Here is a 12,944-nt window from a genome sequence, read left to right on the forward strand (position 1 = left end):
AGAGCCACCCCATGAGGCCGCATGTTCTCGGTCAGCTTTCGGTGGCCCCGTTCCCCCCGACCCGCTCCGGTACCGCACGCGAAAACGGCGCCGGCATGGTTTGGCACCGGTCCCCACGAGGGGAGGGACCGGAGCCAAACCATGCCGACGCGCAGGTGCGGCCGAACAGCCCGCCCCGGCCGGTCCTCCGGTGTGTGTCGGCCGGCCGTCAGTCCCCGGTGGGTGTCCGGCGGGCGGGCGGGACCAGAAGGTCCCGCCTCGGGTGCTTCTCACCGGTGACGCTGCCGCGGATGCCGAGGTCGGCGCGGGCGTCCTCGTGGAAGGCGTTGATGGCGCGGAACGCCGCCCGGTGCCGCTCGCGCCACTCCTCCAGACTGCCGTCGACACGACCGGTCGCCTGCCAGTCGATCTCGGCGAGCAGTACGTTCAGCTCGTGCCCGGACTCGATGGCCTCGTCCCCGCCGAGCAGCATGACCCGCTCGAAGGCCGAACCCCAGCGGCGGCTCGCCTCCGCCAGGTCGTCGCGGAGGTCCTCCTCGGGCCGGTGGTTCTCCCGCAGGCCCTTGCGCGTCTCGTACAGCGGCACGGAGGCGGCGATCCGCATCTTGGCGGCGTCCACGTACTCCCCGTACGCGTCGACCTTCTTGTCGTCCCAGCGTGTCAGCAGCCGGTGGCGGTTGCGGCTCCGCTCCATCAGGTGGTTCGTGACGTGTGTGGTCAGCGCGCCGAGCAGTACGGCCGCGATCGTCACGAGTTGCTCGCCGGTCCCCAAACCCGTCCCCCAGTCACCACTCCGCCGGATCCCGGGCGATCCTACGAGGGCCGGGCCGACGGGGCCAACAGGCGGACGGCCAGGGCGGATTCAGCGCGCCCTTCCGCGGGCAGGCAGGTCCTGAAGGTTCCGACACCGATCGCCGCTGGAGTGCGCATGAGGATCTCCGTCGACCCCGAGCAGTGTTACGGCTCCGGCGACTGCGTCCACCGGGCCCCGTCCGTCTTCACCCGGGTGGACGGCCTCGGCGCCGTCGTACCCGGCCGGGAGCACGACGTCGACGTCCCCCGGGTGCGCGAGGCGGCCGAGGGCTGCCCGTCCGCCGCGATCACCATCACGGAAGAGGAGTGAGCATCCGAGGCGAACCGGTCTCTTCGGCGTCGCAGGTCCTGGCGGGACTCGCCGTCCGGTACGTGCGGGGCGGCCCGGGCACCGTCGGGAAGGCGGCCCTCGCCACCCGCTGGCTGAACCCGCGTCTGCGCGAGCACCCCCGCCGCGCGGTCGTCACGGTGCGTTCCGGGGACCGCTTCGCGGTGGACACGCGGGACCTCATCCAGCGCTACCTGTACCTGTTCGGCGCCTGGGAACCGCACATGACGGGGTGGCTGCGGCGCCGGCTGCGGCCGGGCGACGGCTTCGTCGACGTCGGCGCCAACATCGGTGTCTTCAGCGTCCTGGCGGCCCGGCTGGTCGGCGCCGAGGGCCGGGTCGCCGCGATCGAGGCCTCCCCCGACCTGCACCGCTCCCTGGTGCGGCACGCCCGGCTCAACGGCCTCGGGAACATCCGCGCGCTCAACGCCGCCGTCTCCGACCGCCCCCGGAAGCTGACCTTCGTGCTCGCCAGCTCACGGAACACGGGGGCGAACAGCATCGTCCCGTACGACGGGCCGGTGGAGTCCAGCTTCGAGATGGAGGCCCGGCCGCTGCCGGAGCTCCTCGACCCGGCGGAGATCGCGACCGCCCGGGTGATCAAGATCGATGTCGAGGGCGCGGAGGGCGGCGTCGTCCGGGGTCTCGCACCGATGCTGGGCGCGCTGCGGCCCGACGCGGAGATCACGGTCGAGGTGGCACCCGAGCGCATGGCCCGGCTCGGGGACCGGGTGGACGACCTGCTGGCGGTGATGCGCGACGCCGGGTTCCACGTCTACCGGCTGCCCAACGACTACGCGGCCGGAAGCTACCCCTCCGCGCTGAGCGGTGAGCCCCGCGCGCCGGTCCGCTGGCGCGGTCCGGTGACGGAGGAGAGCGACCTGATCTTCTCCCGGGTCGACGCGGAGCTGCTGCCCTGACCGCCGGGGCCGCGCCGCGCCGCCGGGGCGAGGGGCGTTGCCTGGCCGGGTCGCCGTCCCCGTCCTGACCGGACTGACAGCCGGTGAGGCCGACGGCCGCCGCGGCGATGAGGAGAGCGTTGAGCGGGGTGCCGCGGTTGGTTCGGTGGGCGCCGTGGTCGTCCCGGGCGTCCGATGGCCGGGTGTCCGCCGGTGCCTGACCGGCCGCGCCGCCGGTCCGGAGCCGTGCCGCCCCGCCGGGTTCGGTGGGCGCCGTGGTCGTCCCGGGCGTCCGGTGCCTGGCTGGTCGCCGGAGTTCGACCGCCGCCCGCCCGTCCCCCGCCGGCCCGGAGCCGTGCCGCCTCGCCGTTCCGGCGCCGTCCGGTGTCCGGCCGTCCTCCGGTGCCTGGTGGTCCGCCTCACGCACCCTCGTGCGGAGCGGAGGGGTTCCCCGGCCGGTGCCAGCCGAAGGACGTCAGGGCCCGTGCCCTGGCCTCCACCACCGCCATCCGGGCGTCGCGTTCGGCGGGGTCCACGTGGGAGGGCCGGCCGGTCTCCTGGCCCTCCCACTTGCGGTAGAGGAGGCCCACCTCCTGGGAGAACCACCCCCGGCTCACGCTGTTGAGCGCGAGCAGCAGTCCGGTGTCCTCGGACGCCGGGAGGGCCATCCAGCCGCCGAGGGCGAGCAGCAGGTCCCGCCGTACCAGGAGCGTCGCCGGGTGGACCTGGGCGCGGAAGCCGTTCGCCCTCCAGAAGTCGAGCACCTCGCCGCGCTCGATCGGCCCGTGTGCCGGGTCGCCGGGGAAGCCGGCCGTCGAACCGTCGGGCAGGAGGTCCAGGACGCGCGAGGTCGCCCAGCCGATCGCCGGGTCGGCCTCCAGGGCGGCCAGGTCGCGGGCCAGCGCTCCCTCGGTGAGCCGGTCGTCGGCGTCCAGGACCTTCACGTACGCGCCGTCCGCGTGCGCCAGGGCCATCGTGCGTGCCACCCCGGGCCCGCCCTGCCGGTCCGGCCTGCCCTGGTGGAAGACGACCCGCGGGTCGTCGGGCACGTACGGTCGGACGTCCTCTCCTCGGCCGTCCTCCTGGATCACCCAGCGCCACTCCCAGCCCTCGGGCAACTCCTGTGCGCACAGCGAGGCGTGGGCCTCGGGCAGGAAGGGGGCCGCGGGGCCGTGGACGGCCGTGACGATGACGACGCGCCGGTTCACGGCGGCACTCACCACCTTTCGAGTCGGGTCGTGAAGAGCAGTTCGGTACGGTCGCCGGGCAGTGTGACGTCGGACACGTCCACCACCCGGCCGTCGGTGTCGTACGAGGTCTTGCGGAGCAGGATCACCGACGTGCCCGGCGGCAGGTCCAGGGCCGCGGCCTCCTCCGGTGTCGGCGGGCGGGCGGTGAGGCGCTCCTCCACCCGGTCCAGTTCGATGCCCACGGTGTGGAGCTGGTGCTGGGTGCCGCCGGGCCAGGGCTCGCCCGCCTCGTCCAGGAGGGCGGGGTTGGCCGCGATCATGTCGCGCACGAGGTAGGAGGTCACGAGGTTGAAGGGGGCGGTCTCGGCCGAGTGCCGGGTCCGGTAGGCGCGTTGCAGGAGCACGGTGCCCTCGGGGACGCCGAAGGCACGGGCCAGTTCCCCGGTCGCCCTCCGCTCGCGGTACTCCGCGTGGAAGACGAGGTCGTCGGCGCCGAGGCCGGTGTCGTGCTCCGTGACGCCGGTCCCGGCCCGGGCGGCGAGCGGACGGCGGGCCCGGTCCTTCTCCCACTGGTGCCGGCGGTTGTCCCGCACGGCCGGGATGCGGGGGCGTCGGACGAAGGTGCCGAGGCCGTGCCGCTTGTCGATCAGGCCCTCGTCGCTGAGCAGCCGGAGCGCGTTCTGCACCGTCGGCACGCTGCGCCGGTAGTGGTCGGCGAGGTCCGCCTCGGACGGCAGACGGTCGCCGGGCGCGCGCTCACCGGCGCGGATCGAGCGGCGCAGATCGTCCGCGATCACTTCGTACGCCTTGGGCACGGCACTCACCGGTTCCGGTCCGTCGTCGGGTCGTCCTCGCGGTCGCAGGCTACAACTCCTCAAGAGGTCTTGAGGAGTCGGGGTCCGGTGGAGAGCCGGAGGAGCTGCCGGGGGCCTCGCACACACGGCGGCGGCCCGGCTGCTCTGTCGAGCGGCCGGGCCGTTTCTCGCGTGTGGTGCGGTACGCAGATCGCCGTTACGTCGGGGTCGGGGGTGGCTCGGGCCGCTCAGCGCTGGAGAGGGGCGGTGTGCTGGGCCGGAGCCTCGGCGGCGCCGTCGCCCGGAAGATCGGGGGCCGCAGTGGTGGCGGTGGCGTCGGCGAGCGGGCGGTGGCGGCAACTGGGAGCCGTTCCGTGGGCCTCGGCGCGGATGCGCTGCTTCATGGTGGGGGGCAGGGAACCGGTTCGGGACCGGGACCAGGCGGTCGCCGCCGCGGGTGCCGCCTCGGGGGAGGCGCTCTCGGCCTTGTTGCTGTGCGTTCCGGTCTGCGGTACGGCCGCGGCGGCCGTCGTCGTGATGAGTCCGAGCGCCGTGAACAGCGCGAGGAAGGCGGTGACGACGCTGGTCCACAGCGTCAGGACCTTGTTCCGGGCCATGGCCCCTCACTTTCGGGTTGGGCGATTTGCGTACTTTCCTCATGATGTGTATGCGGATCGCGAAGTGGTGGACCGACGCCCGTGGCGCGTCGATGTTCAGATGAACACCACCCGTATGGCGGCAAGGCGGTGCAAAAGGTGCGCAGACGTGAGAGAGGCGGGCAAACATGACCGCATGTGAAGGTGTGATCACCGTCCGATCAGAACGGCCGCGTCCGCTTCTAGAGGGGCCCGTTGACCGGCAGTTGACGACCGACGCAGGTCACCGATCGGTATCGGCCGGTGTGTATAGTCGGGCGCCAGAAGTCCCCTACGTCAAGGAAAGACGAGGTCGCGCGGTGAAGAAGCTTCTCCTGGTCGCACTGGCCGCCATCGGCGGGCTCCTCGTGTACCGCCAGATCCAGGCGGATCGCGCCGAGCAGGATCTGTGGACGGAGGCGACCGACTCCGTGCCCACGGGTTCGTGAGTACGACCGACATTCGGTCCTGAGCAGACCCCGGCCGTCAAACGGTCGGGGTTTTGTGTTGCCCGTGTCCCCCTGCGAGGGCGAGGGGGAGCGCGGCAGGATGGGCACGGTCGTTCGGGGCGGGCGGCGACAGGGCCGGTGAACGCGAGGGGTGGCGGGTCATGCGACGGTGGTGTACGGCTCGACGGTGTGCCGGAGCGGGGCGCGACCGGCCGACGGGAACCGTCCGACTGGCCGCCGTGACCGCCGTACTGGCCACGACCGCCGCCCTGCCCGGCGCCACGGCCCTCGCCGCCGGTGCGCCCGCCGGGTACGGCTTCGCCGACGACGCCCGGCGGATAGCGGGCGCGAGCGCCGCCTCGGACGCCGCACGGCTGGAGGCCGGCTCGACGTACCGCAGTTCCCTCCCGAGGAACGGTGTCCTCTACTACCGCCTCGACCTCGACGCCGCCTCCGACGCCTATGTCGCCGTCACCGCCGTGCCCGGCCCCGACGGCGAGGTCACCGCCGTCGACGGCATCCGGGTCTCCGTGCGGGACGCCGACGGGGGCTCCTGCTCCGTGGACAGCGCCACCTTCGGCGCCGCCCGCAGCCCCCGCCCGGTCACCGCCTGGGGCACGCGCGAGATCGCCTCCGGCACGCATCGGTGCCAGGACCCCGGCCCCTACTACGTCACCGTCGAACGGACCCGGCCCAAGGACTCGCCGCCGGACGCCTGGGACCTGGAACTCACCACCGCCACCGAACCCCGCCCGCGCCGGGCCGGGCCGACCGGGGCGCCCGAGGCCTGGGACTCCGCCTCGCCCGAACCCCTGGCCGGCGAGCCGGAACGCCGGGCGGGCGGCGACGGATTCGCCCGTGCCACCCCCGTCGGACAGGGCGTCTGGCGCGACGACATCCGGCCCGGACAGACCCTCTACTACAGGGTGCCGGTCGACTGGGGCCGCCAGGTGTCCGCGACCGCCGAACTCGCCGACTCCGCGGACGCCTCCGGCTACGCGACCGCCGCCCTGCGCCTCGCCCTGCACAACCCCGTACGCGGCGAGGTCGACGACGCCGCCAAGGGCTACACCGGCCGGCGCACCACCGTCGGCCTCGCCCCCCTGCCACCGGTGGCGTACTCCAACCGGTACGCCCCCGCGGGGCAGGTCGGCGCGATGCGGTTCGCCGGCGACTACTACGTGGTGGTCCACCTCGCGGCGCAGACGGCCGACGCCTTCGGCGAGGGCCCCTTCGCACTGACCCTGCGCCTACGGCTCGGGGGAGCCGCGGAGAGCGGCCCCGACTACGCGGGGCAACCCCGGCCCAAGGGCCTCTTCGACGTCTCCGCACAAGAACGGGTGGCCGCACCGCGAACCGGGGCCGCCACCGACGCGGACCCCGCCATGAAGGCGCTCGCCGTCGGCGGGATCGGCACCGGCAGCCTGCTCCTGCTCGGCCTGGCCGTGTGGACGGTGGCGGCCCGACGCAGGTCCTAGCCCCGGAGCGGGCTCAGACGCGGGTCAGCGCCCACAGGCCCACGCCGTAGCAGGCCAGCGCGATCACCAGCAGCGGCCAGACCACCTTCGCCGGGGGACCGGAACGCCGCCGCCGCCGTGCCCCGCGGTGCTGCGCGGGAGGGGCGGACCGCGGAGACCGCGCGGTGTACGGGGCGGTGGGGACGTCGGCACGGTCCCCCGGGGACGGAGCCGCCGCCCGGTCGGGAAGGGACGGGGCGTGCGGCGGCCGGTACTGCGACGCGTACGGCGCTTCGTACGGCGCTTCGTACGGCGCTTCGTACGGCGCTTCGTACGGTGCTTCGTACGGCGGTGCGTACGGCCGTTCGTGCGGCGGTGCGTGCGGCGACCGGTCCTGGGACGGGTGCTGCTCCTGGGCCGGCGGCCGCGCATCGGCCGCCCGTGCCGACGTGGCGGTCGGCTGCGGAGGCGGCAGGTGGAAACTCCCGGTCTCCGACATGCCGCCCGCCCGCTCGCCCCGGGGGGCCGCCGCCGACGGGGTCCCGGCCGGGGCGGGCGCAGGGGAGGACGGGGGTGCGCGGTCCGGCGCCGGTGAGGCGCCGGCCGGGGCCGCCGGCGCCCAGGGGGAGCCGACGGCGCGGCGTGCGGACCCGAGCCCGGGCCGGCCGGCCGCCGCGGATCGGTCGCTACGTCGTCCACGCCGGACGCCTGTTTGAGCGGGCCGTCGGCCTCGAACCCCGGCGGCAGCGGGCCGACCTGGTCGAATATCTCGATCAGCTCGTCGTCGGGCCCCGGCTCCGCCAGCAGCTCCGCCGCCGAGGCCAGCGCCTTGCGCGCACCGGTCGCGGTACGGAACCTCGCCGCCGGATCCGGCTGCACCAGCGTCGCCACGACCTGCCACAACGGCTCGGGAATCCCACGTGGCGCGGCGGGCGTACCGTGCTCGGCAAAGTGCTGCACCAGCGCCTTGGCGTCGGGCTTGGCACCCTCCAGCAGATACAGGGCGACGAGCCCCACGGCGAACAGGTCGGAGGGGAAGTCCGGCTCCGACCCCAACAGCTGCTCCGGAGCGAGGTAACCCGGCGTCCCCACCACGAGGTTGGTCTCCGTCAACCGGGGCTCACCCAGCCGCATCGCGATGCCGAAGTCGGACAGCCTGAGCCGCGGACGACCCGTCCCCGTCGCCTCCAGCAGCAGGTTGGCGGGCTTGATGTCGCGGTGCACCACGCCCTCCCCGTGAACCGCCGCCAGACCCGACAGGAGCTGATCGAGCAGCGTGCACACGAAGCCGGGCGGCAGAGGACCGTAGTCCCCGACCAGATGGACGAGCGAACCGCCCGTGACCAGGTCCATGGTGAACAGGACCTGATCGTCGTCGGCGGCCCAGCTCGCGGGCGCGAGCACATGGGGGTGATCGATCCGCAGCGCCTGCTCACGGACGAACCGCAGCAGCGCGTGCGCGTCCCGCTGCTGGAGCACCTTCGCCGCCACGTAACGCCCGCGCCGGTGGTCCCAGGCACGCCAGACGGCACCCACCCCGCCCCGGCCGATCGGATCGACCAGCTCGTACCGGCCCGCGAAGACCTCACCCATGGCTGTGCGCCGCTCCTCCCCTGGGACCTGTCGCGCCCTTCCCGCGGCCCGGCCGCCGCCCCCCGGCGGCGACCGGCCCCGGGATCAGTTCTGGTGGGACTGGTAGTGCGCGACCGCGTCCGAGGTGCGGCCCGCGCCGTACACCCGCAGGAACTCGGCCAGCTCCGGGTGCGAGGCGGAGAGGGCGTCCGCCGCGTCGATGATGTCCCCGGCGGCCGCCACCGAGCGCAGCAGCGACTGGATCTCACGGACCACCCGCTTGACCGTGGGCGCACCCGAACTGCTGGTCGTCGTGGTGGTGTTGCTGAGCACCGAGCCCCCCTGCGACTTCCTGATCTCGTCCATGCGCTCCGTCGCCTCGGCCGCGCTCGCACTGCCGTCGGCGACCTGCCCCGCCAGGTCCTGCAGCAGCTGGACCCGCTGGACCACCGCCGGGTTGCCGATCTTCGCCCGCTGGCCGCTCATCAGCTGCGACAGCATCGGCGCGGACAACCCCAGGACACCCGCGAGACGCGCCTGGTTGAGACCGAGGTCATCGATAAGCCTGCGGAAGAGCGCCCCCAGCGGCTCCCCGTACCAGTTCCGCTGCAGTTCCCGCGCTCTTGCGGTGGCTTCCTGCTGTGCGGCGTCCATTGCGTCTCCCCATCGCTTCCCCAAGAACCGCAGTTCGCTCCAGCGAACCACGCCGAGCATCTTACGGAGCGTGGTCGTTCCCCGGGACCCCCAATCATTTGTGAGATACGGGGGGCGACCCGGTACTCTTGTCCGCGGCGACCGACGGTCCGCGACACCACGACCGACGCCGCCTTGAGAAGGGGCCTTAGCTCAGTTGGTAGAGCGCTGTCTTTGCATGGCAGATGTCAGGGGTTCGACTCCCCTAGGCTCCACCGCCAAGAACGCCTCCGACCTGCGAGAACACGGGTCGGAGGCGCTCCGCTTTCTCCCCGCGGCGCGCAGCGGCCCCGCCGCCGGGCCCGGGCGGCGCGGAGACGTTCCTCACCGCCGCCCCCCGCTTACCGCGCCCCACACCGCACGCGTCATCCGCATGATCGGCAACGACCGGAGGAAAAGGGCCAGTTGAGCACGGTGATGAACCCGCCGGACCACATGCCGAAACCGGAACGGAGCGGCGGACGGCCGCCCGTCGGCACCCCGGTGACGCTGTCTGCTCTTGATATCGTCACCCCACAGGGCACCAACACCACACCCCTGCGGGGCGGTGCCACGTGGCTCATCGCCGTCGGGGCCATCCGGCCGCTACCGACGAGGTGGAAGGGGTAGACCATGCGGGCGAAGGTACGCGCCGCTCTCGACGCGCTCTACATGAAGCGGCTGGTCAGGGAGCTCGAAGGACGCCCACGCCCCCAGCACATCGGCATCATGCTCGACGGCAACCGCCGGTGGGCCAAGATGTCGGGCATCGACGACCCCCGCGAGGGCTACCGGGCGGGCGGGGCGAAGGTGCTGGACTTCCTGCGCTGGTGCGACTCCGCACAGATCGAGCACGTCACCCTGTTCATGCTGTCCGACGACAACCTCCACCGGCCCGAGGAGCAGCTGAACCCGCTCATCGACATCATCGCCGAGGTCGTCGAGCGGCTGGCCGCGCCCGGCAACCCGTGGCGCGTCGAAGCCGTCGGCGCCCTGGACCTACTGCCCGCCGAGTCCGCGAGCCGCCTCAAGACCGCCACGGCCGCCACCGAGGACCGCAGGGGCGGCACCAAGGTCGACGTCGCCGTGGGCTACGGAGGCCGACGCGAGATCGTCGACGCCGTGCGCTCAGCCCTGACCGAGCACAGCTCCCAGGGCGGTGACATCGACGAGTTCATCGAGACGTTCACCATGGAGCACATCTCCAAGCACCTGTACTCCAAGACCCGGTCCGAGTCCGACCTCATCATCCGGACCTCCGGTGAACAGCGCCTCTCCGGCTTCCTGCTCTGGCAGTCCGCCTACGCCGAGGTGCACTTCTGCGAGACCTACTGGCCGGACTTCCGCGAGATCGACTTCCTGCGCGCGCTGCGCTCCTACTCCCTGCGGGAACGCCGCTACGGGCGTTGAGCGCTGAGTACCGAGCGCCGCGTACGGGGCGTCGAGCCGTCGGAGCCGGTCCTCGTTTCACGTGAAACATCACCGCGGGGCGGAAGACTCCGAGTCTTCCGCCCCGCGGTGATGTGAAGAACGGCCGCCGCCGGGCCGACGAGGGTCAGCGGGGTTCGTCGCCGTCGGCCGCCTCGTCCTGCGCCTGCTTGGCCTGCACCTCGGGATCGAGGACCGTGTCACCGGTACCGTCCACGGACGTCAGTCGTCCCGACTCGGCCACCTCCGTCGCCTCCGGCGGCTCCACCAGCCAGTCCGGGTTGGCCTGCTTGTCCCACCACTTCCAGACGGCGAAGGCACCGCCCGCGACGACACCCACCACCGCCAGAGCCTTGGCGACACGGCCGGCGCCCGACCGTCGCCGGTGCTTGCGCGTCAGCTTCTCGATCTCCTTCGCCGTGACCTGGCCACGCAGCGCGGCAAGCGCCGCGGCGCCCCGCGCCGTGGCCTCGTCCCGCACGGGGCCGGCCGCGGCCACCGCCTGCTCGATCCTCGGCCGTGAGTAGTCGGCCGCCTGCCGAGCGGCCAGACGCGTGCGGACCGCCGCCTCCTGAGCGGCCGCGTCCATCTTCGGCGGCACATGGGTACGGGCCTGCTCCAGCCGCGGCGCGAGATGCGCACCGTACTGAAGACGGGCCTGGTCTGCGGCCTGGGACACCTTGGGCGCCAGCCGTACGCGCGCCTCCTGTGCATAGTGAGCGGCCCTGTCCTTGGCCGTGTCGGCGTAGGGCGCCACCACTTCCGCGGCGTGCAGCACGCTGTCCTTCGCCGAACCGGTCGCGGCGCGCACGCTGTCGATGCGGGTCACGGGTTCCTCCTCCTCGGTGGCGTACGGTAATTCGACTTTCCACCCTTTTACGGATCATGCCTGGGGACGCACCGCCAGGCATGTGAGGGCGGGCATCCGGGTCACGGACGATGCCGCCGGGGTCCTCTGGGGCACGTGGTGACGAAAGTTGCGAACACGAGCTGATCAACGTCGACAACGGATGAATACCGGACAACGCCAGTCCGTCCACGACAATGCCACGGATCGGCGCCCCACGCTCGTGACCCAGCGGTATGAGCGATGCACGCGTCCGGGACCGTGCGAGGATCGACGCGCACAACAGGACGACGGAAGGCACATCGTGGCCGAGCAGCTCTACGCCACCCTGAAGACCAGCCAAGGTGACATCGAGGTCCGGCTGCTGCCGAACCACGCCCCCAGGACGGTCAGGAACTTCGTCGAGCTCGCCCGCGGCGAGCGGGAGTGGACCCACCCCGCCACCGGGGACAAGACCACGGCCAGGCTCTACGACGGCACCGTCTTCCACCGTGTCCTCAGCGGCTTCATGATCCAGGGCGGCGACCCGCTGGGCAACGGCACCGGCGACCCCGGCTACCAGTTCCCGGACGAATTCCACCCCGACCTCGCCTTCGACAAGCCCTACCTGCTGGCCATGGCCAACGCCGGGCCCGGCACCAACGGCTCGCAGTTCTTCATCACCGTCTCCCCGACGACCTGGCTCAACCGCAAGCACACGATCTTCGGCGAAGTGACCGACCCGGCGAGTCAGCAGGTCGTCGACTCCATCGCCGCGGCCCGGACCAACCCCCGCACCGAGCGGCCCGTCGACGACGTCGTCATCCAGAGCGTCGTCGTGGAGACCCGCAACGGCTGACCTCCGCCGGGCCCCTCCGGGCAGGAACCAAACGCCCCGCTTATCCGTAGAGAAGGACGGGGCGGTGCATCTGCACACACCGCCCGAAGGACGACCGAGGGGAAGCCATGGACCACGCGGCCGCCGGCCCGCCGGACGCCCAGAGCCTGCCCGGCTGCTATCGCCACCCGGACCGCGAGACCGGCATTCGCTGCACCCGCTGCGAGCGCCCCATCTGCCCGGACTGCATGGTCAACGCATCCGTCGGCTTCCACTGCCCCGACTGCGCGGCCGGCCGCACACCCGGGGCCACCGGCCCGGCCCCGAGCGCCTCCCGCCCCCGCACCCTCGCGGGCGGCACCGTCGCGGCCGACCCCCACCTCGTCACCAAGATCCTGATCGGGATCAACGTGGCGGTGTTCATCGCCGTCCAGGCGCTGCCGTCGTCCTTCCTCGGGGACATGGTGCTCATCGGACGCTGGCCCCCCGCCCCCTTCGTCCCGACCGAGGGTGTCGCGGAGGGCGAGTGGTACCGCCTGGTGACCACGGTGTTCACCCACCAGGAGATCTGGCACATCGGCTTCAACATGATCAGCCTCTGGTTCCTCGGCGGTCCCCTGGAAGCAGCCCTCGGCAGATCCCGCTACCTCGCGCTCTACCTCGTCTCCGGGCTGGCCGGCAGCGCTCTCACCTACCTGCTGGCCTCACCCACCACGGCCACCCTCGGCGCCTCAGGCGCGGTCTTCGGCCTCTTCGGTGCCACCGCCGCGCTGGTACGCCGGCTCAACGCCGACATGCGGCCGGTCGTCGTCCTGCTGGTGATCAACCTGATCTTCACGTTCACCTGGGGCAACATCGCCTGGCAGGCTCACATCGGCGGCCTCGTCGCGGGCGTCCTGATCGGCTTCGCCATGCTTCACGCCCCGCGTGAGCGGCGGACGCTCGTCCAGTACGGCACCTGCGCGGTGGTCCTCCTGGTCGTCGTCGGCCTGACCCTGTTGAGGACGGCCCAGCTCACCTGAGCGGTCCGTTGTCCACAGTAG

Annotated in this window: 13 protein-coding genes, 1 tRNA gene and 1 pseudogene; 8 read left to right on the forward strand and 7 right to left on the reverse strand. The window is 72.7% G+C overall.

The window, feature by feature from the left end; genetic code table 11:
• Positions 1 to 208: 208 nt before the first annotated feature.
• The gene (locus BJ961_RS00055) at positions 209 to 751 is read right to left on the reverse strand and encodes a hypothetical protein (RefSeq protein ID WP_271319285.1); all 543 of its coding nucleotides are present in this window, start codon (positions 749 to 751) and stop codon (positions 209 to 211) included.
• Positions 752 to 928: 177 nt separating this feature from the next.
• Here BJ961_RS00055 and BJ961_RS00060 point away from each other — a divergent pair, with 177 nt between their 5' ends.
• Entirely contained in the window at positions 929 to 1,123 is a 195-nt protein-coding gene (locus BJ961_RS00060) for a ferredoxin (RefSeq protein WP_271319286.1), read from the forward strand.
• A gap of 62 nt (positions 1,124 to 1,185) precedes the next feature.
• Positions 1,186 to 2,061 carry an FkbM family methyltransferase gene (locus BJ961_RS00065; RefSeq protein ID WP_271416923.1) on the forward strand — a complete coding sequence of 292 codons (876 nt, stop codon included), beginning with the start codon at positions 1,186 to 1,188 and terminating at the stop codon, positions 2,059 to 2,061.
• Between the two features lie 398 nt (positions 2,062 to 2,459).
• Here BJ961_RS00065 and BJ961_RS00070 read toward each other — a convergent pair whose 3' ends face one another.
• The 3 genes from BJ961_RS00070 to BJ961_RS00080 form a co-directional block, all read right to left on the reverse strand.
• Positions 2,460 to 3,248: a glycosyltransferase family 2 protein gene (locus BJ961_RS00070; RefSeq protein ID WP_271319287.1), complete on the reverse strand. Its 789-nt coding sequence runs from the start codon at positions 3,246 to 3,248 to the stop codon at positions 2,460 to 2,462.
• A gap of 8 nt (positions 3,249 to 3,256) precedes the next feature.
• Positions 3,257 to 4,045: a GntR family transcriptional regulator gene (locus BJ961_RS00075; protein ID WP_271416924.1), complete on the reverse strand. Its 789-nt coding sequence runs from the start codon at positions 4,043 to 4,045 to the stop codon at positions 3,257 to 3,259.
• A gap of 227 nt (positions 4,046 to 4,272) precedes the next feature.
• Entirely contained in the window at positions 4,273 to 4,641 is a 369-nt protein-coding gene (locus tag BJ961_RS00080) for a DUF6344 domain-containing protein (protein WP_271319288.1), read from the reverse strand.
• Between the two features lie 338 nt (positions 4,642 to 4,979).
• Here BJ961_RS00080 and BJ961_RS00085 point away from each other — a divergent pair, with 338 nt between their 5' ends.
• Positions 4,980 to 5,108, forward strand: a complete 129-nt coding sequence (locus BJ961_RS00085; protein WP_003999697.1) for a DLW-39 family protein — start codon at positions 4,980 to 4,982, stop codon at positions 5,106 to 5,108.
• A 161-nt stretch (positions 5,109 to 5,269) separates the two neighbouring features.
• On the forward strand, positions 5,270 to 6,586 hold the full coding sequence (locus BJ961_RS00090) for a hypothetical protein (protein WP_271319289.1): 1,317 nt from the start codon (positions 5,270 to 5,272) through the stop codon (positions 6,584 to 6,586).
• Between the two features lie 13 nt (positions 6,587 to 6,599).
• Here the strand turns inward: BJ961_RS00090 and BJ961_RS00095 are convergent.
• Positions 6,600 to 8,158 (reverse strand): annotated as a pseudogene (locus tag BJ961_RS00095) (protein kinase domain-containing protein).
• Between the two features lie 84 nt (positions 8,159 to 8,242).
• A complete protein-coding gene (locus BJ961_RS00100; RefSeq protein WP_271319290.1) occupies positions 8,243 to 8,791 on the reverse strand; it encodes a helix-turn-helix domain-containing protein in 549 nt (182 codons plus the stop codon).
• 181 nt (positions 8,792 to 8,972) lie between these two features.
• Between BJ961_RS00100 and BJ961_RS00105 the strand changes: the two genes are divergently transcribed.
• Both BJ961_RS00105 and BJ961_RS00110 read left to right on the forward strand, forming a co-directional pair.
• Positions 8,973 to 9,045, forward strand: a tRNA-Ala gene (locus BJ961_RS00105).
• A 397-nt stretch (positions 9,046 to 9,442) separates the two neighbouring features.
• Entirely contained in the window at positions 9,443 to 10,219 is a 777-nt protein-coding gene (locus BJ961_RS00110; RefSeq protein ID WP_271319291.1) for an isoprenyl transferase, read from the forward strand.
• Positions 10,220 to 10,364: 145 nt separating this feature from the next.
• Here BJ961_RS00110 and BJ961_RS00115 read toward each other — a convergent pair whose 3' ends face one another.
• Entirely contained in the window at positions 10,365 to 11,066 is a 702-nt protein-coding gene (locus BJ961_RS00115; protein WP_271319292.1) for a DUF5324 family protein, read from the reverse strand.
• Between the two features lie 322 nt (positions 11,067 to 11,388).
• Here BJ961_RS00115 and BJ961_RS00120 point away from each other — a divergent pair, with 322 nt between their 5' ends.
• Together BJ961_RS00120 and BJ961_RS00125 are read left to right on the forward strand one after the other, a co-directional pair.
• Positions 11,389 to 11,922: a peptidylprolyl isomerase gene (locus tag BJ961_RS00120; protein ID WP_271319293.1), complete on the forward strand. Its 534-nt coding sequence runs from the start codon at positions 11,389 to 11,391 to the stop codon at positions 11,920 to 11,922.
• Positions 11,923 to 12,029: 107 nt separating this feature from the next.
• Entirely contained in the window at positions 12,030 to 12,923 is an 894-nt protein-coding gene (locus BJ961_RS00125; RefSeq protein ID WP_271319294.1) for a rhomboid family intramembrane serine protease, read from the forward strand.
• Positions 12,924 to 12,944 lie beyond the last annotated feature (21 nt).

It is taken from the genome of Streptomyces lienomycini (genome assembly GCF_027947595.1).
In the GTDB taxonomy this organism is placed as follows: Bacteria; Actinomycetota; Actinomycetes; order Streptomycetales; family Streptomycetaceae; genus Streptomyces; species Streptomyces lienomycini.

Coding starts and splice junctions, on each gene's coding strand:
- BJ961_RS00060 (WP_271319286.1), top strand. CDS start 929: ATGAGGATCTCCGTCGACCCCGAGCAGTGTTACGGCTCCGGCGACTGC.
- BJ961_RS00080 (WP_271319288.1), bottom strand. CDS start 4,641: ATGGCCCGGAACAAGGTCCTGACGCTGTGGACCAGCGTCGTCACCGCC.
- BJ961_RS00090 (WP_271319289.1), top strand. CDS start 5,270: ATGCGACGGTGGTGTACGGCTCGACGGTGTGCCGGAGCGGGGCGCGAC.
- BJ961_RS00100 (WP_271319290.1), bottom strand. CDS start 8,791: ATGGACGCCGCACAGCAGGAAGCCACCGCAAGAGCGCGGGAACTGCAG.
- BJ961_RS00110 (WP_271319291.1), top strand. CDS start 9,443: ATGCGGGCGAAGGTACGCGCCGCTCTCGACGCGCTCTACATGAAGCGG.
- BJ961_RS00125 (WP_271319294.1), top strand. CDS start 12,030: ATGGACCACGCGGCCGCCGGCCCGCCGGACGCCCAGAGCCTGCCCGGC.